Here is a 23,321-nt window from a genome sequence, read left to right on the forward strand (position 1 = left end):
TTCTTTTCGCCACAACCTATCCTCGGGGTTGACAGAATTCGCTGTCAACCTGAGGTATGGCTAATGAATAAATACAAACTTGATGCCAAGGCTATTGATAAGGCCATCGATCTGGCGCTGGAACAAAAACGGCTGGTGGGTGCAGTGGTGTTGGTGGCGTTGGGCGGCGAGCAGGTCTATCGTCGTGCGGCCGGTATGGCGGATCGAGAGGCGGGCAAACCGATGCGCATCGATGCGCTGTTTCGCTTGGCTTCGGTCTCCAAACCGATCCTGTCCACGGCGGCACTGGTGCTGATGGCTCAAGGGCGTTTACGGCTTGAAGACCCGGTGGTGCGCTGGCTGCCGTCGTTCCGGCCGCGTACGCCGGACGGCCAGCAACCCTTAGTGACCGTACGTCATCTGATGACCCACACCGCAGGGCTGAGTTACCGCTTTTTCCAACCTGAGCATGGATCCTATGCGCAGGCGGGAGTTTCCGACGGTATGGATGACGATCCGCTTAGCCTGGCGGAAAATGTGCGTCGTATTGCCTCGGCTCCTCTGCAGGCAGCACCAGGAACCGAATGGCGCTACTCGATTGCCACCGATGTGCTGGGTGCGGTGATTGAACAAGCCAGTGGTTTGCCGTTGGCACAAGCGGTGGCACATCTGGTGACCGGACCGATGGCGATGCGAGATACCGGGTTCAGTACCCACGATGCGCAGCGGCTGACAGTGGCTTACGCTAACCATTACCCCGAGCCCCGGCCTCTGCAACAACCGGATCGCATCGAGTTTATTGACGGCACCGACGGTTTTAAGCTTTCACCTGCCAGGGCGCTGGATGCCAGCGCCTATGCGTCAGGCGGGGCCGGCATGGTAGGTTCGGCGGAAGATTTTCTGCGTTTGCTGGAAACCCTGCGTCGGGGCGGCGCACCATTGCTGCCCGAAGAGTGGGTAACGGTCATGACCAGCAACCAGATCGGCGATTTACCGATGCCATTCTGGCCGGGGCGCGGTTTTGGGCTGGGGATCACCGTATTGAAAGATCCGCGGGCGGCCCAGACGCCGGAATCGGTAGGTACCTGGCGTATGGGCGGGACGTACGGCCATTCCTGGTTTGTCGATCCGGCCCGGCAGCTCAGCGTCGTGGCTTTTACCAATACCGCGCTGGAAGGGATGGCGGGAGCATTTGTCGGGGAACTCTGCCAGGCGGTATATGACGGATTACCGCTTCTCGCAGGAGACCAATGATGATGAAAATTCTGTCGCCGATTTTTTTCATTGCCCTGGGGCTGTTCGGTGTGTACTGCATCGAATTTGGCGTGGTGGGCATATTACCGCTGATCATGGAACGTTACGCAATTTCAGCCTCGCAGGCAGGGTGGCTGGTGGGGGTTTTCGCGATAACGATTGCTTTGCTGGGGCCACTGTTGGTGCTGTTGGCCTCACGGTTTAACCGTAAGCGCATGCTGCTGATTTCACTGGCCGTATTTGTCGTGACCAGTGTGCTCTCGGCTTATGCGGCCAGTTTCGGCTCCCTGCTGGTGTTGCGCATTTTACCGGCGCTGTTCCACCCGATATATTTCGCGTTGGCGATGGTGGCGGCGGCTTCGTTGTATCCCCAACAGCAGGTGACGCGGGCGACGGCTTATGCTTTTGTCGGCACCAGTATGGGCATGGTGCTGGGGATCCCCTTGACGCATTGGATCGCCGGGCAGTTCAGCTATGAGGCCTCTTTCCTGTTTTGTGCCCTGGTTAACCTGCTGGCGGGTATCGGCTTATTTTTCTGCCTGCCTGATAGTGCCCCCCAGCGAATGGAATATGGCAAGCAGTTGGCAATATTGCGCAGCGGTGCGCTGTGGCTGAATATTCTTGCCTGTGTGCTGATCTTCGCTGCGATGTTTTCCGTTTATGCCTATGCCACCGAATACCTGAGTGGTGAAATTGGCATCAGTGGACCAAGGGTTGGCTTGCTACTGGTGATTTTTGGCTTGGGCGGCGTGTCCGGCAATCTGCTGGCGGGGAAATTACTGAACCGTCACCGGTTCGCGGCCACCTTATTGCACCCAGTGGTGCTGGCGCTGGCTTATGGGTTGCTGTATCTGTACGGCAGCACCCATCTGGGCACGATGATCGTTCTTTGCCTGTTTTGGGGGGCGGCGCATACCAGCGGTTTGATAGTGACACAAATGTGGCTGACGGCCGAAGCGCCGCAGGCACCGGAATTCGCCACCGGGCTGTATATTGCCTTTATCAATCTGGGGGTGGCGTTGGGTTCGGTGGTCAGCGGCGGCTTTATTGATGCCGTGGGGCTGCAGGGCATCATGCTCTCCGGTGGGGTGTTCGCGGCGCTGGCGACGGTGACGATCGCGTTTAAAATCAGGCTCTACCCTCGAATCGGCGCCGCAGTGACTCACGGCGTCACTTAATCATTGCCATAACGCGTTGGAACAGGATGCTGTCGGGGTTGGCCAACTCGTTAACCAGCGTGAAATGGTTGTTGTGCCGATCTTCCAGCAGCGCCACATTCAGCCCTTTTTCTCGGCAGGCGGCGAAGTAAGCCAGCGTCTGGTTTCTGAACCCCTGGGTTTCTTTGGCGCCGACGTCGAGCAGGATCTGCGGCGCATGCGCCTTTTCCGGCAGCATAAACAGCGGGCTGAGGGTTGCCGCCTGCTCAGGCGTCAGGCGCATCCAGTCATTGATGTAGATATCGCACAGCGGTCGTATGTCGTACAGGCCGCTCAGCGCCAGCGCCCCTTTGATCACGTTGACGGGCACCTGATACAGGTGCTGCCAGTCATCGGCAATCAGCATGCCACACAGGTGGCCGCCGGCCGAGCTGCCGCTGACGAAGATGCGTTCTGGGTCGATGCCGTACTGGCCGGCGTGGTGGTAAAGCCAGGCTATTGCGCTACGAACCTCTCGGACGATTTCTGCCAGCGTGGCTTCAGGTTGCAAGGTGTATTCCAACGTAGCGACCGCTACGCCATGCTGGGTGAAAGTTGCCGCCATCGAACAGGCTTCTTCCTTACGCTGGGAGTGCCAATAACCGCCGTGAATAAACACCAACAGCGGTGACGGTTGTCTGGCGGCAGGGAACAAGTCCAGGCGCTCGGCGACGCCCATCCCGTAGTGGATATCGTAAATCCCCGGCGTCTGCGCTTTGGCCTGCGTGGCCAGTTGTTCATATTGCGCCATACAGGCGTCAAAATCTTCTACCGAGGCACGGGCGTTGTACTGCACGGCGCGCATCGACAGATCGTCAAACAGCAGGTCGATTTTCATTATCTATCTCTCCTTGAGGGGGTGTCCTCATCATCTACCTGAAGCCGTTTTGACGTTTGCTTCTTAATGCGGGTACAGGTCCGCCGTGACATGGCGCCTGGTGCACTAATAAACTGCATTTGCTGCGCCTTCCGCCTGCTCTCTGGACGGCATAGGCTACTGACAGGTTCTTTCAGGAGTCAGCAACATGAAGTCAATAACCCAACACGCCAGCCCGCCAGTCAATTTGCGTGGGATCCTTGCCAGCCTTTCTTTGTCGATGCTGGTTTCCTCGCTGGGCGCCAGCATTGCCAACGTGGGCTTGCCGACGCTGGCGCAGGCGTTCAACAGCTCTTTTCAGGCGGTACAATGGGTAGTTATCGTCTACCTGCTGGCCGTTACCACGTCGATTATTGCCATGGGCCGCTTGGGGGACAGGATGGGGCGCCGCCGCCTGTTGCTGACGGGGATTGCTCTGTTCACCCTGGCGTCCGGATTGTGTGCTTTTGCGCCGGACATCTGGCTATTGTTGGCGGCGCGCGTTGCGCAAGGTTTGGGAGCGGCCGTCATGATGGCAATGACCATGGCGCTGGTTGGTGAGACGGTGGGTAAAGAAAATACCGGCCGTGCCATGGGATTGCTGGGCAGCATGTCGGCCATCGGCACGGCGCTTGGCCCTTCGCTGGGGGGCGCACTGATATTGGCTTTCGGCTGGCGGGCGATGTTTCTGGTCAACATACCGGTGGGCGTAGTGGCTTTTCTGCTGGTTTATTGCTCCCTGCCGCAGGATGAACGGCAACGGCAAAAAGAACGCGGTCGGTTTGACTGGGCAGGGACCTTACTGCTTGGGGTAACGCTGGCCTGCTATGCGCTGTCGATGACGTTGGGGCGCGGTGACTTTGGCGTCGTTAACCTGACGTTGTTGTTGGGCGCGGCGCTGGGGATGGGGTTATTTGTCCGGTTGCAAAAGCGCACGACGCTTCCCCTGATCCAGTTGGCGTTGTTCCGCCAACCGGGTCTGAGCGTCGGGTTGGCGATGAGTGCGCTGGTAATGACCATTATGATGACGACGCTGGTGGTAGGGCCATTTTATCTGACGCATGGGCTGGGTTTGGCGGTTGGGCAAGCGGGACTGGCGATGTCGGCGGGGCCGATAGTGGCCGCGTTGCTCGGGGTACCGGCCGGCCGGTGGGTGGATCGCTTCGGAGCGCAAAGGATCACTCTGGTGGGGCTGACGACCATGGCTGTTGGGGCAGGCATCATGTCGATGATGTCGCTGAATCAGGGCGTGTTCGGCTACGTGGCACCGCTGTGCCTGATGACGCTGGGTTATGCGCTCTTTCAGGTCGCCAACAATACGGCCTTGATGAAGCATGCCGCCCCCGAGCAGCGTGGGGTGATCTCGGGCATGATCAACCTCTCGCGCAACCTTGGGTTGATCACCGGCGCATCGGCCATGGGGACATTATTTATGTTGGCAACCCACACCGGCGATATCAAGTTGGCTTCGTCGCACGCCGTTGCAAATGGCATGCAGATAACCTACCTGGTCGCCGGTGCGCTGGCGGCGTTTGCGCTGGTGATGGCTGCCAGAAACGGTGGCGTCCGCCCGCACGAGGATGATTACAGCAGGTCGCCCCGGTAGGCGATATGAATTTTGTTGCCGTCCGGATCGCGAAGATAAGCGCCAAAATATCCCCTGCCGTAATGGGTCCGCTCGCCGGCTTCACCTTCCGATGTGCCGCCCGCCGCCAGCCCGGCGGCATAGGCTTGCCGAACCTGTTGTTCATTCTGGGCGGTGAACGCCACCATACTGCCGTTGCCGGCACTGGCCGGCTGTCGGTTATAAGGTTGGTAGGCGTAAAAACGCGGCAATGTCCGATCAGGCAATACCCAGCAACGAGCCCCGGGGCCGCCATCGGGCGTGACCGGGCGTTGCTTGAGTCCCAGTGGCAGCAAAATCGCATCGTAAAATGCAGCGGCTTTGTCCAGATCGCTGACGCCTACGGTGATATGACTAAACATAGTTTCCCTTATTTGTCCCTGCTTACACGTTCCTTCAGCTTAGGCTTAATAGCCCCAAAAGGAACGACGCGGCGCTGAATTTTCAGCCCAGATATTCAATGATCGACAAACCGCCGTTGTAATCCGTGCTGTAAATGATCCCCTGAGCGTCGACAAATACGTCGCACGACTGAATAACCTGCGGACGATCGGGGCGTGTGTCCATCATCCTCTGCGGCGCAGCGGGAACCAAAGCGCCGGTTTCCTTCGGTTGATAAGGGTTGCTGATGTCGTAAGCGCGAACGCCGGCATTTTGGTAAGTGGCGAAAATCAGCGTCGAACTGATAAAGCTGCCAGGACGGTTCTCATGCAGATTATGGGGGCCGAAGTGTGCGCCTTTGCTGACGTAATCGCGTTCATCCGGCTGTGGGAAGGTCGCGATGCTCACCGGGTTGGTCGGTTGGCGAATATCAAACAGCCAGATCAACTTTTCGCCGTCCTGCTGGTTGTCGAGCACCGCCTCATCCAATACTACCAGCAGGTCCCGATCCGGTAGCGGTAGTGCGGTGTGGGTGCCGCCGCCAAACGGCGGGCTCCAGTTGCGATGGGCAATTAACTGCGGTTGACTGCGGTCCTTGATATCCAACAGGGTTAGCCCCCCGTCGCGCCAACTGGCATAGGCGGTATCGCCGCTGATGATCGCATGGTGCAAAGCGTAGCGCTTGCCCTCCGGCCAGTTGGGCGTTTCACCCCCGGCGCTGTGCATACCCGGTAGCCACCAACGCCCGGCGATTTGCGGATGACAAGGGTCGGCCAGATCGACGGTCAAAAAAATGTAGTCGCTGTAGCCGTCGATCAGCGCCGAAACGTAAGCCCAGCGCCCGCCCACGTACCAGATGCGGTGTACGCCGATGCCTTCCAGCGCCAGAAAACCAATCTCCCGTGGCCGGTCCGGGGTGGAAATATCGAAAATACGCATCCCGGCGCTCCAGCCGCGGAGATCGCTGCTCGATACCGTCTGGCTGATGGCGCGGGTGTAATAGACTTTTTCATCGGCAAAGCGGACGTCGGCAAATAAATCCCGGGCGTTAATCACCAGCAGCAAATCGTCATGCGCCTGTAAATGCACATTCCAGGTGCCGGGTGGCGCAGGGACAAAGCCGGCGGGTTTCGGATCCTTCGCATCGCGTACGTCGACGATGGAAAAGCCCTGCGAAACCATATGGCCGATATAGGCATAGCCCCGATGAACCATCACCTGTACGCCGTCCGGCCTGCCGCCCTGATCGCTGTGACCGATCAGCCGCATATTGCGGCTGTATTCGGGCTGCACAAGGGGTTGCGTTGCCATCATCGCTCCTTATTTCTTAGCCTGTTGCGCTTCAAGCGTGGCGAACCAAGGAGCGATGAAATCGTCTGATTTACCCCAGTCCGGGATCACTTTCGCCAGCGAGGCGACGTTGGTGGCCGCCGGATGGCTGAGCAGCAGGGCCTGCGGGATTGCCGCAGCTTTAAATTCATAGGTTGCCGGGGTTTTCTCGCCGCCAATTTTATTGGCCACCAGGCGCAGGTTAACGGCGCCGATCAGCTTGGGATCCACCGCCACGCTGAGCTTCCAGGCACTGTCTTTAGCGCGCATCAGCGCCAGATCCTGGTTGGAGATATCGATACTGTAGAGTTTGATTTCGGTGCGGCCATTCTCCTGCAGGGCCTTGTAGGCCCCCTGGCTAAACGCATCCCAGGTGCCCCAGATGGCATCGATTTTGCCTTTCGGGTATTTGGCCAGGATCGCGCCAATTTTGTTGGCCGTATCGCCCTGAACGTCGGAGGACACCGCACCGATGGATTCCAGCTCTTTGATGCCGGGCTGTTGTTTAAGCAGTTTCTGGTACTGCGCTTGACGCCGCTCCATGGGCGGGAACCCCGCGACCCATAGCTTGATGATATTCGCCTGACCGTTGAAATCTTTTACCAGTTGGCCAAACGAAAGATCGGTCAACGAAGCGTCGTCCTGCTGGGTAATGGTTACCCCCGGGATTTCGCCCTGCACGGCGGTATCAAAGGCGGCCACCGCGATGCCGCTGTCGGCGATGCGCTTGAGCAGGGCGGTTGAGTAAGGATCGCGCCCCTGAGACAGAATAATGCCGTCGTACTTCTGGCTGATGGCCTGATTGACGAAGTCCTGGAATTTGGCGTCGTCGCCGTTGGTCAGGAAGGTATTGACCTGAAAGCCGAGCTTGCGGCCTTCCTGCACCGCCCCGGATACGAACTGCGTGGTATTGTCGTCAGAACCCAAATTGCGGATAACCGCAATGCGGATCGGCCCCTGATGATTCGCTATCGCTGCCGGGATTGGGGCGGCAGTGGGGGCGGATAATGCGGGAAACACGGCGAACAGGCTGAGCGCCAGAAGTGAGGTGTTGAACAATTTCATTGAGTTTTACCCTGCATGGTTAAGCATCATTAAAAAGCGAGAGGACAATTCATCGTCACCATTGGGATGGCTTTTTATTGAAAGGATGAATTGAGGCAGCCAGTTTCCATGGCCGACCGGCGGATGACAATGAACGAAAAAACATAAGCTAATGCAAAAGAGTATTAGTGATTGGCGTCCTCACCCCTATGATGGCAATAGCTGATAAAATAAGGACTTGAGCATGAGTGATAACTCCATCCGCGTGGTCGCCGGCCCCGCCAACTATTTTGCATTCCCCGGAGCCATTGACCAACTGGCGCAGTTTTATTCCCCGCAACAGCTGAGCAAGGCGCTCTGGGTGTACGGTGAGCGCGCATTGGCGGCGGCAAAACCCTGGTTACCGGCGGTATTCGACGACGCCGATGCTCGTCGGGTGCTGTTTAACAGCCACTGCAGCGAGAGCACCGTGCAGGATATCGTGCGCCAGGCCGGCGCGGATCGGCAGGTGGTGATCGGCGTTGGCGGCGGTGCGGTGTTGGACACGGCCAAAGTGGTGGCCCGTCGCTTAGGGCTGCCGCTGGTGGCGATCCCGACCATTGCCGCTACCTGTGCCGCCTGGACGCCGCTCTCGGTGTGGTACAACGACCAGGGGCAAGCATTGCGCTATGAGATTTTCCATGATGCCAACCATCTGGTGTTGGTCGAGCCGGAAATTATCCTGCGTGCTCCAAAGGAGTACTTGCTGGCTGGGATCGGCGACACCCTGGCGAAATGGTATGAAGCGGTGGTGCTGAGTCCGCAGCCGGAACGTTTGCCGTTAACCGTGCAACTGGGCCTCAATACCGCACTGACGCTGCGCGACGTATTGCTCAACCAAAGCGAGGCGGCGTTGCAGGCACAGGCGCAAGGACAATTGAGTCAGGACTTCCTTAATGTGCTGGAGGCGATTATCGCCGGTGGTGGTTTGGTGGGGGGACTGGGCGATCGCTATACCCGCATCGCCGCTGCGCATTCGGTGCATAACGGGTTGACCGCGCTACCGCAAACCGATGCCTTCTTGCATGGCACCAAGGTGGCGTACGGCATTCTGGTGCAGAGTGCACTGTTGGGGCAACCGGAAACCGTGGCGCAACTGATTGCGCTTTACCGGCGACTGGATTTACCGGTCAGCCTGGCAGCGCTGCAGGTGGATATCCACGATGAAGCGCAAATTAAACGGCTGATCGAACGCACCCTGCAGCAGGGCGAGTCGATTCATCTGCTGCCGATCACGATCGACGATTCCAGCTTGCGCGCTGCGCTTAGCTTTGTGGAGTCACACCATCGTTGAGGGGTACGGATGGCGCTGGGTGTGCGTCATCTGACGTCAGGCGTTGTCCACCCGAGGATTGGAGTGGGTCGGCTGGCTGGGATACTCCACCTGGTGCTTGTGCAGATAGTCACGTATCAACTGACGGATCACCTGAGAGGGGGTCACGTCCTGTTGCAGACAGAGTTCTTCCAGGGCTTTTTTCTTGTCTGGGTCGATGAGGACGGTCAGACGCGCCGTTTTCTTTTCCATGGTGATTGCTCCAGAGGATGATAATCAAATGATAATAGCAGGGCGGCAATACCGCCTTAGCTAAAGTGCAGCCGTTCAATTTTGCGTGACAGGTAGCGAAGATCGCAGCTAAAGCTTGGCCCGACCTCAGCGGAAAGGCGGCGCAGCAGGCTGAGTGGCGTTTCGGTATTGGCAAGCGCAGCGTAGATAATCACGTTGCCGCTGGGTGCCACGCAGTACAGAACCGTGTTAAACACCCGGTGTAAGCTGTGATACAGCAGTGAGCCCTCATCCGGCACTTCATGGTAGTTCAGTACTAACCAGCCTGGATCCGAAAGCCGCTCGGCGCACTGCGCCAAAAAGGCCTGTGTGCCCTGTTGCGGATCCATGGTAAAGGCGCTGTAGAGGTCGGAAAAAATCAGGTCATAGCGCCGCTGGGCGGGGGCTTGCAAGAAATCCGCGGCATCGGCGATGTGCATGGTGATGTTATGAACGGTAGGCAAAGTGAAGTATCGGCGGGCGACGGATACCACCGCCTGGCGCAATTCCACCACTTCCAACAGCATATTGGCATCATAGGCGTGCAGCGCCCGCACCAGGCCACCGCCGCCCAGCCCCAGGATCAGTGCCGAGGCGGGGGGCTGCCAGGCGACCGCCATCAGCATGGTTTTGATGTAGTTATGAACTGGCACCTGCGGCGCGCTGATGCACATTTTGCTCTGTTCGCAGATACCGTCAAAACGCAGGGTGCGGTAACCCTTGTGATCGGAGACGATAATTTCGCCGCAGTGATCCAACTCCCGTGCAATCACCTGACCGCGAGGGGAGAAATCCAGGCTATTTAGCAGCTTATCAACCAATGACATAGTAGTTTCGTCGAGCCTCCATCCTAAAAAGGCAGCCTTACTTACGGGCGCACATAAATTCTGCGGTACAGATCCTGCGGCCATTGACCGACGCACGGCCAGAGAATCGGGCAATGCCGGAGCGCTGTCGGACAAATGTCACTTCCATACAGAGTTGGTCACCGGGCCGTGCCGAACGATAGAAACGGGCGCGATGGATGGCCGCAAAATAGTAATGCTCGCCTGGCAGCAACGGGCTGAGAAAATAATGCGCCAACAGACCGGTGGTTTGCGCCAACGCTTCCACCATCAATACGCCGGGAAACACCGTCATCTGATGATGGCCGGTCCAGAATGTCGGTTCGTTGGCGGTGATATTTTTGATGGCGCTAAGGCGGCCTTCGGCAACGCAAGTGCCGGCAGGCAGGATGCGGTCAACCAGCAGACAGGGAAAACGGTGTGGCAGGATAGATTGAACATCCTGGTACTGCAGTGGATTACCATTTAGCGGCATGTGGGTTTCGGATCCTGTCAGCGGGCAAAGCTCAGCTTGCGTGGGCCTCTGTGCCGGTCGAAGTGTAATGACATTATAATGTTATTATCATCAGATGCACCAAATGAAAGCCTTCTGGGTTGAAAAACAGCGAATAACGTCAGCCGATTCAAACGCCAGTAATTACAACTTGTTGAAGATATTGCGTGTTTCGAGGGGGAGGACGTTAGCCGCCAGCAGGAGAGCGGCGGCTAAGGGGGATCAGTTTTTGTAGCGCGTCAGCTTATCGAGGTAGCCCATCACAAAAGCCGAAAGGACAAAGGTCAGGTGGATGATCACATACCACATCAGCTTGTTGTCCGGCACGTTTTTGGCGTCCATAAACACCCGCAGCAGGTGAATGGAGGAAATGGCGACAATTGAAGCGGCCACCTTGTTCTTTAGAGAGGTGGCATCCATCTTGCCCAGCCAGCTCAGTTTCTCTTTGTTTTCGCTGATATCCAGCTGCGAAACAAAATTTTCATAGCCGGAGAACATCACCATCACCAGCAGGCCGCCAACCAGCGCCATATCGACCAGCGAGAGCAGCGTCAGAACCAGATCCGCTTCGGCTATGGAGAAAATGTTCGGCAGAACATGGAATATCTCCTGGAAAAATTTAATCGACAGCGCCAGCAAGGCCAGGGACAGGCCGAAGTAAACCGGGGCAAGTAGCCAACGGGAGGCATACATGGCATTTTCTAGAAAGCGTTCCATAGTCATCTGAGTTCGTTACAAAAAGTGGGGCACAGTATAACGCAAGAGGCCCGCCAAAAGCCAAGAGAGCCCGCGAGGATTGAAAGGGGATTTCGCCGGAATGTGGGAATTCCATGGGAAAGAAATAAGCCCCTTTAATCACTGCGTGTTTTTAAGCTATTTACTCCGCAAAAAAATATTTTATCAATATATATTGAGCTATCCGAAAATCAGACTAGCCTTTAAATGCTGCATAATGACATTGCAGTGGGTTTTTATATCGCGAGCGAATTATATATAACGGAAATGAATTAACCTAATGGAGATGGATATGGATAATTCCCTAAATGGAAAAACCAACGGTTGGGATAGTGTTAATGATTTGCTGAATTACCATAATAGAGGCAATGGTTTAACCATTAATAATAAGCCTTCTTTTGATATAGCAGCGGCAGGCAAGCAAATAGCGCGCAGTGAACAAACCTGGAATGGAACTCACGTCCTCGGCCAAGGCGCCACCGTCACTTACTCCTTCCCGGATTGGGATTATAATCAAAGCAATTTAAATGGTCGCTTTGCCAGCCAAGACACCGGCCTTAGTGCCTTTACCGCCGATCAAAAAGCGCAGGCCAAGCTTTCCCTGCAGTCTTGGGCCGATGTGGCGAACCTTAATTTCGTCGAGGTAGCCCCAGGGCAAAAGTCCAACATTACCTTTGGTAATTATGAGGGCGACGGTCAGGCTTATGCGATTAAACCTTTTACCGGCGCAGGTACGGATTATCGCGGGCATAATACCGACGGTCAAAGCTGGTTCAATATTAATTACGACTATGCAGATCCCCGTGATGGTGTTTATGCCAATTTACATCCTGAATTGGGCAACTATGGCCGCCTGAGCATCACCCATGAATTGGGGCACACTTTGGGGTTGGATCATCCAGGGGTTTACAATGCCGGACAAAGCCCGAGTTATGCCAAGGCTACCTACGCCGAAGATACTCGCCAGTTCAGCGTGATGAGCTATTGGGATGAATCTGTCACCGGTGGCGATCACGGCGGTTATTATTCCGCGGCTCCGCTGGTCGATGATATTGCTGCCATTCAGTATTTATATGGTGCCAATACCACCACGCGCACCGGTGACACGGTATATGGATTCAACTCTAATTCCGGCAGAGATTTCTACACCGCGACGGACAGCAGCCAGAAACTGATTTTCTCCGTCTGGGATGCGGGCGGTAACGACACCCTTGATTTCTCAGGGTACTCGCAAGACCAGCGTATTAATCTGACCGAAGGCTCGTTCTCTGACGTTGGCGGGTTGAAGGGCAATATTTCCATCGCCGTAGGCGCTGTCATCGAAAACGCCATTGGCGGTTCGGGGAATGATGTCATTGTCGGCAACGACGCCGCCAATATTCTTCAGGGCGGCGCGGGGAACGACGTTATTTACGGTGGCGGTGGGCAGGATCAGTTATCCGGTGGCAGCGGCAGTGATATTTTTGTTTTCTCCGCCGTGAGCGATTCACCGTTCAAATCGCCGGATAAGATCCTCGACTTTGAAACCGGTATCGACAAGATTGACCTGTCTTTCTTTAATCAGGGCGATAACGGTACCGACTTTATTCATTTCGTTGACAGCTTCAGCGGTCAGGCAGGTGAGGCCACGTTGACGTATAATTCACAAAGTGATTTTAGTGAATTGGCATTGAATATAAGTGGTCATGCGACACCGGACTTCCTGGTTAATATCGTAGGCCAGGCAAATACCGCCACTGATTTTATTGTTTAATTCTGTCACGGTGGGTTATGCCCACCGTTTTATTACGGTTTTATTCCCCTGCGTCCCACAATGTCTCTTCGCCACGTCGGCTACCGACGCCGCTTTGTAAGGATTTCGTAAACGGTTTGGAAGTATCTCATCAATGTATTTAATAAGGTTATAACGACGTTGCTTATGGTAAGCATTGTCATTATTATCAATTTACTGAGTCTGCGAAGAAAGACCTTTATTTTAGCATTATTAATTTCTTTTAATCCCTTTTAACTCGGTTAAACCCGAGTGGCGAAGCAACTGCGAGCGAATACTAATAATTAATGCAGGGCTAACACATGTGCAGAACTTTTAATTGCCGGGGAATTATCGGGCATTCCGCCTTATGGGGCGCATTAATCGCCAGTGCCTTTAACGCCAATGCGGAAGTTAAGAAAACCTCATTAGAAAAGACCACGCAAAGTGAAGAAGAAATAACGGTAGTGGCGCCGGTTATTGAAAATAAATCGGGGACAATCACCACTATTACCGCGCAAGACATGCAGAACAAAGGGGGCAATGATTTCGGCTCGATTATGCGCTACGAACCCTTGATCAGTGCCACCGGTGTTAGCGGGGGCTCATCATCGGGGAAAAGCGGTTTCGATCGCAGCGGGTATACCGGTTATAACATCCGTGGCCTGGAGAGCAATCGCGTCGGATTGGACGTCGACGGCATTCCACAGCCTGATGCCACCGGACGCAGCTACGTCAGCCGCGCCGGGCTCAATACCTTTGGCATCGGCAGGGACTATATCGACCCTTACATGTACGGCCAGGTGGAGATCGAATCGGGCGCAACCTCGATTGAACGCAGTAATACTTCTATTGGCGGCGCCGTTTCGTTTTTACCGAAATCAGCCGATCAGTACCTTTCCCCCACCAAACAGACCTACTTTGGTTACCAGAGCGATTACGATTCGTCCAATCGCAGCTGGCACAATGGTATTACCGCCGCTGCGGGCGATGAACAACTGCGCGGGGTGTTTGTTTACAGTCGCCGTGACGGCCAGGAAACGCGAAATAACAGCGGCACCCACCAGGCCTATCCGGCCAACTGGCACACCAATGCGCTGATGGCCTCCGGTATCTGGCAATCGAACGACGAACACAAACTCACGGGCACGGTGGATTACTATGACAAAACCAACCACACCCATTACGACAGTTGGAACTCGGCCGGCAGCGCCATTCTGGGGACCGCCCAACAGCAAAGCAATACGCGCCGTTGGGGAGTGAGCCTGAAAGATGAATGGACGCCGTACAACGATTTTGTCGATACCCTGACCTCAAAAGTCTATTACCAACAGACTCAGGCGCATGACAACACCTATATGCCCACCAGCACTGGCAGCATGGAACGGGTTTATTCCGACTACAACGTCAACACCTATGGTTTTGAAACCCAGATAGCCAAAACATGGGGACGGCACACGCTGAGCGGGGGACTCAATGCAAGGTTGACCGATACCGAGCGACCGTTCCGTGAAGAGCCTGCACCCAGTGCATTTACCGCCATCATGCAGCCGGAGTCCGACAGTCGCAGCTATGTGCTGGGCGGTTATGTGCAGGACAGGATCCAGTTTGATCTCGACGGGCACGGCTTTGCGGTGGTGCCGGGCGTGCGCGTGGCTCACCAAAGCACCAAGCCGCAGAACCTGAGCAGCCTGACTACCGGCAGCACGGTGCTGACGGAGTCCGAGTTGGAAACGCTGTACGGCAAAAGCAACACCGATACCCAGGTCCTGCCGTCACTCAGCTTCCAGTACAATCTGACGCCGACGTTGATGAGTTATCTCCAGTACAAACGCGGTGCGCAGTTCCCGAACGCCAGCCAACTTTATGGCTCATGGAACCTCGGCTCCAGCTACGCAGGCACCGCGCAGTATGCGTTGATCGGCAACGCCGATCTGAATACCGAGACCAGCAACAACCTGGAATGGGGCGTGAAGGGAGAGGTTGTCGAAGGCGTGACCCTGCGCACCTCGCTGTTCTACAACACCTATAAAAACTTCATTGCCTATACCCGCTATCAGCGCGCCAGCAGTCCGGACAAGTTTGCTAACGTGCCGTCCAATATCTACACCATTTATCAGGCAGAAAACCGCGACAAGGCCTACATCTACGGGGGTGAAATCAGCACCCGGCTGAATTTTGGCACCTGGTTTGAGCAGGTTAACGGCCTGAGCGCCAACTTTGCCCTGGGGTATAACCAGGGCAAGTCCAAGTCCAGTTACTCCGGCGATAAATATGTCGATATCGACAGCGTTGCGCCAATGAAGGCCATTGTCGGCGTGGCGTGGGACGATCCGGCGAAACGCTACGGCGCTGCGGCGACGGCGACCTTCGTTAAAGGCAAGCAGGCAACGGCCACCAGCCGCGAAAGCTACAACAACGCCAGCGGCAGTACGCTCACCGACGCAACCACGGAATATTTGCGCGTGCCGGGTTATGGCCTGGTGGATATGTCCGCGTACTGGCAGGTGGCTCGCAATGTGAAGCTGAGTGGCGGTGTGTATAACATCACCGACAGAAAATACCGTGACTACCTGAGCAGCCGCGAACTCACGGACTCGACTCAACAGGATGCTTACGATAATGCGTTGGCCGTTATGCCGGGGAGAACTTTCCAGTTAGGCGTAAACGTGGATTTCTAAGCCCATCCGGTGGATGAACCCATAACGTTCCTTATGCCGCCTTTTGTCAGTGAAGGGCGGCTTGGTCATCCATCTCCCGTTGAAGGAGACACCCCATGAAACTGTGGATTATCGGCTTGCTGGTACTGCCGTTTTCGCTCTTCGCCACCGAACGCGTGATCTCGATTGGCGGAGACGTCACGGAGATTGTTTATGCGCTTGGCGCCCAGAAAGCGTTGGTCGCACGTGACAGCACCAGCCTGCAACCGCCGCAGGCCACGGCGCTGCCCAATGTCGGTTATATGCGACAGCTCAATGCCGAAGGGATGCTGGCGATGAAACCCACGCTGGTGATTGCCAGCATGCTGTCACAACCCTCGTTGGCGTTGCAGCAGGTCGAGCAGGCCGGGGTAAAAGTCGTCACCGTGACAGGCATACCCGAACTGAATGCGATCGACGAAAAAATAACCGCGATCGCCGCTATCCTGGGCCGTGAAAAAGAGGGGAAAGCCCTGCAGGCAGCGTTGGATCGCCAGCTCGCCGCGGTGCCGACGAACCCCCTGCCGGTCAGGGTGCTGTTTATCATGGCGCACACCGGGATCACGGCCATGGGGGCCGGCAGCGGCACCGCCGCCGATGGCGCCATTCGCAGCGCCGGGCTGCAAAATGCCATGGGCGGCGTAGCACGTTATCAATCGTTAACCCAGGAGGGTCTGGTGGCCGCTGCGCCCCAGCTGCTGGTGATAGGCAAAGGCAGTTTGCGACGGATGGGCGGTGAGGCGAATATCTGGGCGCTGCCGGGATTGGCTTTTACCCCGGCGGGTCAACAACGGCGTCTGTTGGTGATTGATGATAATGCGCTGCTGAGTTTTGGCCTGGCCATGCCGGCGGCCATTGGCCAACTGCGTCAGGCGGCTCAAGCCGTAACCCCTTAAGCTTTCGTGCCTTTATTGTCTACGTGCCCTAATGAGCGCTCGGGGAAACAACGATCGCGTAAGCGCTGTTTCAATGCCGCCGCATCCGGAAAGCCGCCCTCGATTTTACGATCCCAAAGTACCACGCCGTCGACGGTGATTTCATAAATGCCGCCGGTACCGGGTACCAGGGTGACGGCGGCTAAATCGGTGCTGAAGGTGTGGAGCAACTCTTGCGCCATCCACGCCGCACGCAGCAGCCAGTTGCATTGCGAACAATAGTGAATGGTGACGGCAGGGGATGTTTTCATGGGCAGAACCATAGCGGCGAGAGAGAGCCTGCATCATCGAACGCCGCCGTCGTGCTGTCAAGCCAACTTCCTCAGGGACGCAGCAAGGCCAAATCAATCTGCCACCTGTTGATTTTATTGTACAAGGTGGTGCGCGAAAGCCCGAGCAGACGAGCCGCCTGTCGCAGATTACCGTTACTGGATTCAATGATTTGAATGATATGGGCGCGTTCATTGTCCTCCAGACGGCTTGAGGGGACGGCTTCCTGTTCAGGAAAAGCCTGGGCGATCTCCCTGGGCAAATCATCCACGTCGATCAGCAACCCTTCGCACAGGTTCACCATCCGCTCCACCAGGTTTTCCAATTCGCGCACGTTGCCGGGCCAGTGCCAGGCGTTAAGGCAAACCATGGCCTGCGGTGAGACCTGCGGCGGGATCTTCTTCATCCGCGTACTCAGCTTGTGAATAAAGCCGTTGACCAGTCCGGCGATATCTTCCCGACGTTCACGCAGGGGCGGAACGGGGAGGGAAAGGACGTTCAGGCGGTAATAAAGGTCACGACGAAACGCGCCGTTCTCCACGGCCTGCAGCAAATCGCAATGGGTAGCCGCAATAATTCGCACATTCACTTTGACCGGATGCGCCGCGCCAATCCGCAACACTTCGCCTTCCTGCAATACGCGCAGCAGGCTGGTTTGTGCATCCAACGGCATTTCACCGATTTCGTCGAGCAACAGCGTGCCGCCGTCCGCCAGTTCGAATTTGCCTGCCGAACCGCCGCGACGCGATCCGGTAAAGGCGCCATCGACGTAGCCAAACAGCTCGCTTTGCACCAGATCGCGCGGCAGGGCGCCGCAGTTGACCGCGACAAAGGGTTCGTTGCAGCGCTCACCGCCGTTGTGGATTGCCTGAGCGAACAGCTCCTTGCCGGTGCCGCTTTCCCCCGTCAGCAAGACCGTACTGTCACTGCGACTGCAGGTGCGCGCCTGCATGATCGCCTCCCGCATGCGGCTGGAATGACCGAAAATCATCTCGAAGGTGTAGCTGGCGCTCACGCCCATGACTCGTCGGGTGATGGCACGGATGCGCTGATTTTCGCGCAGGGAGAGCACCCGGCCATTATCCGGCGCAGGCATCAGCGAAATCACGCAGGAGAGGGCTGGCTTGCCGGCGGGCATAAACACCATTTCACGATCGTTGCAAAACGGCATGGTTAACAACGATCCGGATTGAGGACGCAACAGCTCATCGATCGGCGTATCACCGGGTTCCAGCCCGCCAAAAATTTGGCGAGCATAGCGGTTGACCGTTTTCAGCCGGCCATGGCCATCGCAGACCATCACGCCTTCATTCAGGGTTTCCAAAATGGACTGCTGCTCGGCCAACAGCCGGTGCAGCTTGAGCTGTTGACCGATGGCCTCGGCGGCCGCCTGCACGGTACCCAGAGTGTGGGCATTGAAATTGTCCGGCGTGGCGGTGAGCGTCAGCACGCCAATCATGACGCCTTCGGCATTGCGCACCGGCGCGGCGGCGCATTGGCGATGCCGTTGCCGCAGGCCCATCTTCCAGTTTTCACCGCTGAGCACATACACCAGCCGCTGTTCAAGCAGGCAGCGTGCGGTGCAGTTGGTGCCCTGAACCTCTTCACGCAAGATGCTGCCGATCGGCGTCATGTCCGCGCCGCAGTAGTGAAGGGTGACGCCATGGGCATCGGTCAGGTTGATGTGACCGTCGGGATTATAGGCCAGCAAATTTTCCATGATGCTGCGCGCCACGGCAATCAGCTCGGCATTGTGCGCCAGAATCGCCAGCAGTTGGTCAGGCGGTGGCGCGTGATAAACAAACTCATCGGGATCGATGCCGTATTCACGCGAGCGTCGCCAGGATTGCAGGATCGACTTGCGTATCCAACCGGGCTGGCCGCCTTCATTAAACGCCTGCCACCCTTGCCAAAACAGGCTGTCCCATTCACCGGATTCCGCCCCTTCAGGCAGGCTGAAGATCGGATCGCTCTCGTCTTTGATCGGCATCAGGCCGGCGGCTGTCTGCATGGTGCGCTCCGCTGTTTGGAATGTAATGTTCATTTTATTGACATGTGAAATTGACATGTCAATTTAGTTGTCACTTTGTTATGCCTATCTGTGCAACGTCTCACAAATTCCGCGTGTTTTGAGCTGGCATCCCCTTTGCAATACCCAGGGTGAACTCCGTTGCCCAATAGGGCGTTACCTCACATAAGGAATCACTATGAGTCATTCATCCCAACCCCTGCGTGTTGGTCTGATCGGTGCTGGCAGAATGGGCACTTTCCATGCGGAGTCGTTGGCACGGCGCGTGCCGGGTGCGGTGCTGGCGGCGGTGGCCGATCCTCTGCCGGGGGCGGCGCAACGGCTGGCGGAACGTTTGGGCGTTGAAGCCTACAGCGATTTGCAGGCGATGCTGGACAACCCGGCTATTGATGCGGTGGTAATAGCATCTCCGGCCCGCACCCATGCGGAGTGGGTGATTGCAGCGGCACAGGCCGGTAAGCATGTGTTCTGCGAAAAGCCGATGGCCATCACGCTGGATGAGGCAGACAGCGCCATTGCCGCCGCAAAACGGGCGGTCGTCGTTCTGCAGGTCGGATTTAATCGCCGTTTTGTCAGCGGATTTGCCGCCGCTATCGCCGCCGTAAAGGCGGGGGAGAATGGCACTACGCAGTTATCCCGTTCGGTGACGCGCGATCCCTTGCTACGGGATCCGGCGCCCATCCCGGCGTGGACCATCTTTCTTGAAACCTTGATTCATGATTTCGACACCTTGCTGCATTTCAACCCTGGCGCCAGGCCGGTAGAGGTGTATGCGTTGGCGGACGCCCTGGTGCGGCCGGACTTCAAAGACAAAGGGCTGCTGGACACCGCCGTGGTCACCATTCGCTTTGACAACGGGGCAATCGCCACTGCCGAAGCCAATTTCCAGGCGGTGTACGGTTACGACGTACGCGGCGAGGTGTTTGGCAGCAAAGGCATGTTGCAGGCGGGCAATATCAACCTGAACAACTGCGTGCGTTATCACGCCGGAGGCATCGCCATAGAAACCTCGCGGCAGGACACCGATCTGCTGCGTGACGCTTACGTGGCGGAGTTGACCGAATTCGCCCAGAGCATCCGGCAGGGTTGCAGCCCGCGTGCTACCGGACAAGATGCGCGCAATGCGCTGGCGATAGCCTTGGCCTGTATCGAGTCGGTGCAGCAGGGCAAACCGGTCAAATTAGGGGGGCAATAATGGCCAGTTATCAGCTCTCTGTATGCGCAGAAATGGTATTTCTCGATCTGCCGTTTATCGAACGCGTGGCGCGTATCGATGCGCTGGGTTTTGGCGTTGAAATGTGGAACTGGGCCAATAAGGACCTTGATGCTTTGGCCGCCAGCGGGGCGCGCTTTACATCAATGACCGGCTATCTGACCGGCAACCTGACCGACGACGAAGACATTGCCCAACTGTTGCACAGCGCGGAGCAGTCATTGGCCGTCGCCCAACGCTTGAATTGCCCGAGCCTGAATCTTCACGGTACCGGGTTGGATCCTCAGGGATTACCGGTGAAACCGGTGGCGGTGGTAACCGGTGCGATGTGGCTCAAGGCGGCCGATACGCTAAACCGGCTGGCGCACATGGCGGAGCGGGCCGGGAAAGTCTTCACGCTGGAAAACCTCAATTTGCCACGCGACCACCCAGGCACACCCTTCGCCAAAGCCTGCGACACCCTGGCTCTGGTGGAGGCGGTAAACCGTCCGGGCCTGAAGATGAATCTCGATCTTTACCATGCGCAGATTGGCGAAGGGGATCTTATCGAACTGATCCGTCGCTGTGGCCCGGCAATAGGGGAAATCCAGGTGGCGGACGTGCCGGGGCGGCAACAGCCTGGTACCGGTGAAATCAATTACCGCGCCATCGCACGCACGTTAGAAGACATCGGTTATCAGGGCGTGGTGGCGATGGAAGGGTGGGCATCCGGTGACAGCACCGAGGCGCTGTTACAGTTCCGCGACCATTTTACCCGATAGCCTGAACACGTCCGGGCAGGGCCGCTGCCCGGCATTCAAAATGATGCGTTGATTTTAATAATAAATAAACCTCAACCTACAGGATGTCATCATGAAAACCAAAAGCTTGCTACTGATACTGCTGAGCATCGTCATGAGCTTCAGCGCCCAGGCGAAAACCTACAAGGTCGGCGTGGCGCTGGCCAATTTCGATCTTAACTTTGTCTCTATTTTGCGTTCACAGATGGTGAGCGAACTTAAGCAGTTGAGTATGGACGGTCAGTTTGTCGATGCCAAAGGAGACGTGGCGTTGCAGGTGCAGCAGGTGGACGATTTTATCAACCTCGGGGTGGACGCCATTATCCTCAACCCGGTTGACACTCAGGGGGTGAAACCGATGATGGACGCCGCCGAACGCGCCAATATTCCGTTGATTTTCGTCAACCGCAAACCGGAGGTGAAACTGGGCAAGGACATGGCCTACGTAGGCTCTGACTCTGCGGTGGGTGGTGAAATGCAGATGGAAGCCTTGGCGAAAAAGATGAACTACCGTGGGAACGTGGCGATCCTGATGGGGGCGTTGTCCAATGAAGAAGCACGCGAGCGCACCCGCGCCGTGGAAGCGGTGATCGCCAAATATAAAGACATGAAGGTGCTGGAGAAGCAGACCGCCAAATGGCAGCGCAACGAGGCGGTGGACGTGGTATCCGGTTGGCTGCTGAACGGCCGGCCGATTGACGCGATTGCCGCTAACAACGATGAAATGGCGATTGGTGCCATCATGGCGCTGAATCAGGCCAAAAACAAAACCATTCTGGTGGCGGGCATCGACGGCACGCCGGACGGTCAGCAGTTCATTAAAAACGGCGGCATGACGTTGACCATTTTCCAGGATGCCAAAGGGCAGGCCATCAGGGCGGTGCAGGTAACCAAGGCCCTGTTGGAAAAACAAAAGGTCGAGCCTTATAACTGGATACCTTACAAAACCATCACACAGCAGAATTTGGCAGAATTCCAGGCGGTTAATCAGAAGTAGATATAGTGCCCTTGGTGGCCGTGAGGCGATGGCATCATAGCCGCAGTGACTGCGGCTATCGTTGATGTACTTTTCAGGCCGTCACGCGCGGGGCGGTTTTTCCGAACAACCTCATTGCCAGACCGCCAGCAGCCGTCAGCGTGGCCAACGTCACTACGCCAGGCCAGCCGGCAGCTTCCAGGATCTTGCTACCGAGAGCGGCCCCGCCTGCCATGCCGATAAACACCAGCGTAAACATGATGGCGTTGAGGCGACTGCGGGCGGCCGGATTGATAGCGTAAATAATGGTTTGATGGGCGACTAGCGTGGCCTGAATGCCGAGATCAAAACCTACCGCGCTCAGGGCAATCAACGCCAATTGCGCGGGGAGCGACAGCAACGGCAGCAGGAACATCAGGGCAAAAGAAACCACCACCATGGCAGCGCCAATCTTAGTGACATAGTCCGGCCCGTGACGATCGGCCAGCATGCCTGCCAAGGGGGCAGCCAATGCGCCTGCCGCACCGGCCAAACCAAAAGCCCCGGCGACGGCGCTACCCAACTGATACCGTTCCGCCAACATCACTGCCAGCGTAGACCAGAAAGCGCTGAACGCGATCGACAGCAAGCCTTGCGCCAGCGCTGCACGCCGCAGCTCCGGGTAATCGGCCCACAATTGGCCCAATGAACGCAACAACGCCGGGTAGCTGAGGGAAGTATTGGGTTTTAAACGGGGCAATACGGCCCCGATGGCAAAACTGATCGCCAACACCGCCACGGCCGCCAGCAGGTAAACGCTGCGCCAGCCGAAATATTCCGCCACCACGCCGCTGAACACCCGTGAAAGCAAAATCCCCGCCAGTAGTCCGGTCATCACGGTTCCCACCGTTTTACCCCGATTGGCGTCGGTTGCCAGCGTTGCAGCCGCCGGGATAATGTCCTGCGCCACCGTAGCGGCCAGGCCGATCGCCAGGCTGCTGAGCAGCAACAGCGGGAATGAAGATGAAAAACCACAGAACAGCAGGGTAACAGCCAGCAACATGCCTTTTATACGGATGATCTGGCGACGATCGTGACGATCGCCCAGCGGGGCCAACAGCAGGATCCCAAGTGCGTAGCCTGCCTGGGTCAGCGTAGGTACCCAGCCGGCGTCACTTACTCCGGCATGGAACGCATCCGCCATAATCCCCAGCATCGGCTGGCTATAGTAAATGGACGCCACGCTAAGACCGGCGCCGGTCGCCAGCAGAAAGACAACTTTGGCGGAAAGCGCATGGGCCGGTGTGGTGCCGGTATGATTGGCTGGTGAAATCAGGGTCATGGTGATTATCCCGTAGAGGTAAAGTGCGCTT

Annotated in this window: 21 protein-coding genes; 10 read left to right on the forward strand and 11 right to left on the reverse strand. The window is 56.7% G+C overall.

The features are described 5' to 3' along the window. Positions 1 to 63 precede the first annotated feature (63 nt). Together AAZT04_RS07615 and AAZT04_RS07620 are read left to right on the forward strand one after the other, a co-directional pair. Positions 64 to 1,233, forward strand: a complete 1,170-nt coding sequence (locus AAZT04_RS07615) for a serine hydrolase domain-containing protein (protein ID WP_115058851.1) — start codon at positions 64 to 66, stop codon at positions 1,231 to 1,233. 2 nt (positions 1,234 to 1,235) lie between these two features. Then, entirely contained in the window at positions 1,236 to 2,411 is a 1,176-nt protein-coding gene (locus AAZT04_RS07620) for an MFS transporter (protein WP_234530264.1), read from the forward strand. Here the strand turns inward: AAZT04_RS07620 and AAZT04_RS07625 are convergent. Further along, positions 2,404 to 3,267, reverse strand: coding sequence for an alpha/beta hydrolase (locus tag AAZT04_RS07625; RefSeq protein ID WP_048758990.1), 864 nt, complete (start codon positions 3,265 to 3,267; stop codon positions 2,404 to 2,406). The genes AAZT04_RS07620 and AAZT04_RS07625 overlap by 8 nt on opposite strands. Positions 3,268 to 3,454: 187 nt before the next feature. On the opposite strand from AAZT04_RS07625, the gene AAZT04_RS07630 reads away from it, so the two are divergent. Beyond that, entirely contained in the window at positions 3,455 to 4,891 is a 1,437-nt protein-coding gene (locus tag AAZT04_RS07630) for an MFS transporter (RefSeq protein WP_129940582.1), read from the forward strand. On the opposite strand, the gene AAZT04_RS07635 is transcribed toward AAZT04_RS07630, so the two are convergent. From AAZT04_RS07635 to AAZT04_RS07645, 3 genes are all read right to left on the reverse strand, one after another. Continuing rightward, positions 4,870 to 5,271 (reverse strand): VOC family protein, encoded by a 402-nt coding sequence (locus AAZT04_RS07635; protein WP_129940583.1) that lies wholly within the window; start codon positions 5,269 to 5,271, stop codon positions 4,870 to 4,872. The two genes, AAZT04_RS07630 and AAZT04_RS07635, sit on opposite strands and share 22 nt — an antisense overlap. An 82-nt stretch (positions 5,272 to 5,353) precedes the next feature. Then, the gene (locus AAZT04_RS07640; RefSeq protein ID WP_115058848.1) at positions 5,354 to 6,601 is read right to left on the reverse strand and encodes an LVIVD repeat-containing protein; all 1,248 of its coding nucleotides are present in this window, start codon (positions 6,599 to 6,601) and stop codon (positions 5,354 to 5,356) included. A gap of 9 nt (positions 6,602 to 6,610) precedes the next feature. Next, a complete protein-coding gene (locus AAZT04_RS07645) occupies positions 6,611 to 7,684 on the reverse strand; it encodes a sugar ABC transporter substrate-binding protein (protein ID WP_046373581.1) in 1,074 nt (357 codons plus the stop codon). 223 nt (positions 7,685 to 7,907) lie between these two features. Here AAZT04_RS07645 and AAZT04_RS07650 point away from each other — a divergent pair, with 223 nt between their 5' ends. Continuing rightward, positions 7,908 to 8,996 (forward strand): oxidoreductase, encoded by a 1,089-nt coding sequence (locus tag AAZT04_RS07650; protein WP_334647333.1) that lies wholly within the window; start codon positions 7,908 to 7,910, stop codon positions 8,994 to 8,996. Between the two features lie 36 nt (positions 8,997 to 9,032). On the opposite strand, the gene AAZT04_RS07655 is transcribed toward AAZT04_RS07650, so the two are convergent. From AAZT04_RS07655 to AAZT04_RS07670, 4 genes are all read right to left on the reverse strand, one after another. After that, entirely contained in the window at positions 9,033 to 9,227 is a 195-nt protein-coding gene (locus tag AAZT04_RS07655) for a ribbon-helix-helix protein, CopG family (protein ID WP_012145111.1), read from the reverse strand. 56 nt (positions 9,228 to 9,283) lie between these two features. Further along, positions 9,284 to 10,072 carry a spermidine synthase gene (locus AAZT04_RS07660; RefSeq protein WP_129940585.1) on the reverse strand — a complete coding sequence of 263 codons (789 nt, stop codon included), beginning with the start codon at positions 10,070 to 10,072 and terminating at the stop codon, positions 9,284 to 9,286. Between the two features lie 37 nt (positions 10,073 to 10,109). Further along, on the reverse strand, positions 10,110 to 10,565 hold the full coding sequence (fabZ, locus tag AAZT04_RS07665; RefSeq protein ID WP_046373579.1) for a 3-hydroxyacyl-ACP dehydratase FabZ: 456 nt from the start codon (positions 10,563 to 10,565) through the stop codon (positions 10,110 to 10,112). A gap of 240 nt (positions 10,566 to 10,805) precedes the next feature. Further along, positions 10,806 to 11,300 carry a TIGR00645 family protein gene (locus tag AAZT04_RS07670; protein WP_041414553.1) on the reverse strand — a complete coding sequence of 165 codons (495 nt, stop codon included), beginning with the start codon at positions 11,298 to 11,300 and terminating at the stop codon, positions 10,806 to 10,808. Positions 11,301 to 11,610: 310 nt separating this feature from the next. On the opposite strand from AAZT04_RS07670, the gene AAZT04_RS07675 reads away from it, so the two are divergent. The 3 genes from AAZT04_RS07675 to AAZT04_RS07685 all read left to right on the forward strand — a co-directional run bounded on the left by AAZT04_RS07675 (position 11,611) and on the right by AAZT04_RS07685 (position 16,663). Beyond that, positions 11,611 to 13,071, forward strand: a complete 1,461-nt coding sequence (locus tag AAZT04_RS07675; RefSeq protein WP_122080616.1) for a serralysin family metalloprotease — start codon at positions 11,611 to 11,613, stop codon at positions 13,069 to 13,071. 320 nt (positions 13,072 to 13,391) lie between these two features. Beyond that, complete coding sequence (locus AAZT04_RS07680) at positions 13,392 to 15,749, forward strand: TonB-dependent receptor domain-containing protein (protein WP_434679491.1); 2,358 nt, start codon at positions 13,392 to 13,394, stop codon at positions 15,747 to 15,749. Between the two features lie 95 nt (positions 15,750 to 15,844). Further along, the gene (locus tag AAZT04_RS07685) at positions 15,845 to 16,663 is read left to right on the forward strand and encodes a heme/hemin ABC transporter substrate-binding protein (RefSeq protein ID WP_434679493.1); all 819 of its coding nucleotides are present in this window, start codon (positions 15,845 to 15,847) and stop codon (positions 16,661 to 16,663) included. On the opposite strand, the gene AAZT04_RS07690 is transcribed toward AAZT04_RS07685, so the two are convergent. Continuing rightward, on the reverse strand, positions 16,660 to 16,953 hold the full coding sequence (locus AAZT04_RS07690; protein ID WP_048758976.1) for a SelT/SelW/SelH family protein: 294 nt from the start codon (positions 16,951 to 16,953) through the stop codon (positions 16,660 to 16,662). The two genes, AAZT04_RS07685 and AAZT04_RS07690, sit on opposite strands and share 4 nt — an antisense overlap. Before the next feature lie 71 nt (positions 16,954 to 17,024). Further along, entirely contained in the window at positions 17,025 to 18,983 is a 1,959-nt protein-coding gene (locus AAZT04_RS07695) for a sigma-54-dependent Fis family transcriptional regulator (protein WP_427690499.1), read from the reverse strand. Between the two features lie 196 nt (positions 18,984 to 19,179). Between AAZT04_RS07695 and AAZT04_RS07700 the strand changes: the two genes are divergently transcribed. From AAZT04_RS07700 to AAZT04_RS07710, 3 genes are all read left to right on the forward strand, one after another. Beyond that, positions 19,180 to 20,196, forward strand: a complete 1,017-nt coding sequence (locus AAZT04_RS07700; RefSeq protein WP_427690501.1) for a Gfo/Idh/MocA family oxidoreductase — start codon at positions 19,180 to 19,182, stop codon at positions 20,194 to 20,196. After that, on the forward strand, positions 20,196 to 20,975 hold the full coding sequence (locus AAZT04_RS07705) for a TIM barrel protein (RefSeq protein ID WP_176984059.1): 780 nt from the start codon (positions 20,196 to 20,198) through the stop codon (positions 20,973 to 20,975). The genes AAZT04_RS07700 and AAZT04_RS07705 overlap by 1 nt, the downstream gene beginning before the upstream one ends. A 91-nt stretch (positions 20,976 to 21,066) precedes the next feature. Further along, positions 21,067 to 21,990: a substrate-binding domain-containing protein gene (locus AAZT04_RS07710; protein ID WP_434679497.1), complete on the forward strand. Its 924-nt coding sequence runs from the start codon at positions 21,067 to 21,069 to the stop codon at positions 21,988 to 21,990. A gap of 73 nt (positions 21,991 to 22,063) precedes the next feature. On the opposite strand, the gene AAZT04_RS07715 is transcribed toward AAZT04_RS07710, so the two are convergent. After that, positions 22,064 to 23,290 (reverse strand): MFS transporter, encoded by a 1,227-nt coding sequence (locus AAZT04_RS07715; protein ID WP_427690504.1) that lies wholly within the window; start codon positions 23,288 to 23,290, stop codon positions 22,064 to 22,066. Between the last annotated feature and the right edge of the window lie 31 nt (positions 23,291 to 23,321).

Source organism: Serratia sp. Je.1.23.a (assembly GCF_051129805.1).
In the GTDB taxonomy this organism is placed as follows: Bacteria; Pseudomonadota; Gammaproteobacteria; order Enterobacterales; family Enterobacteriaceae; genus Serratia; species Serratia liquefaciens.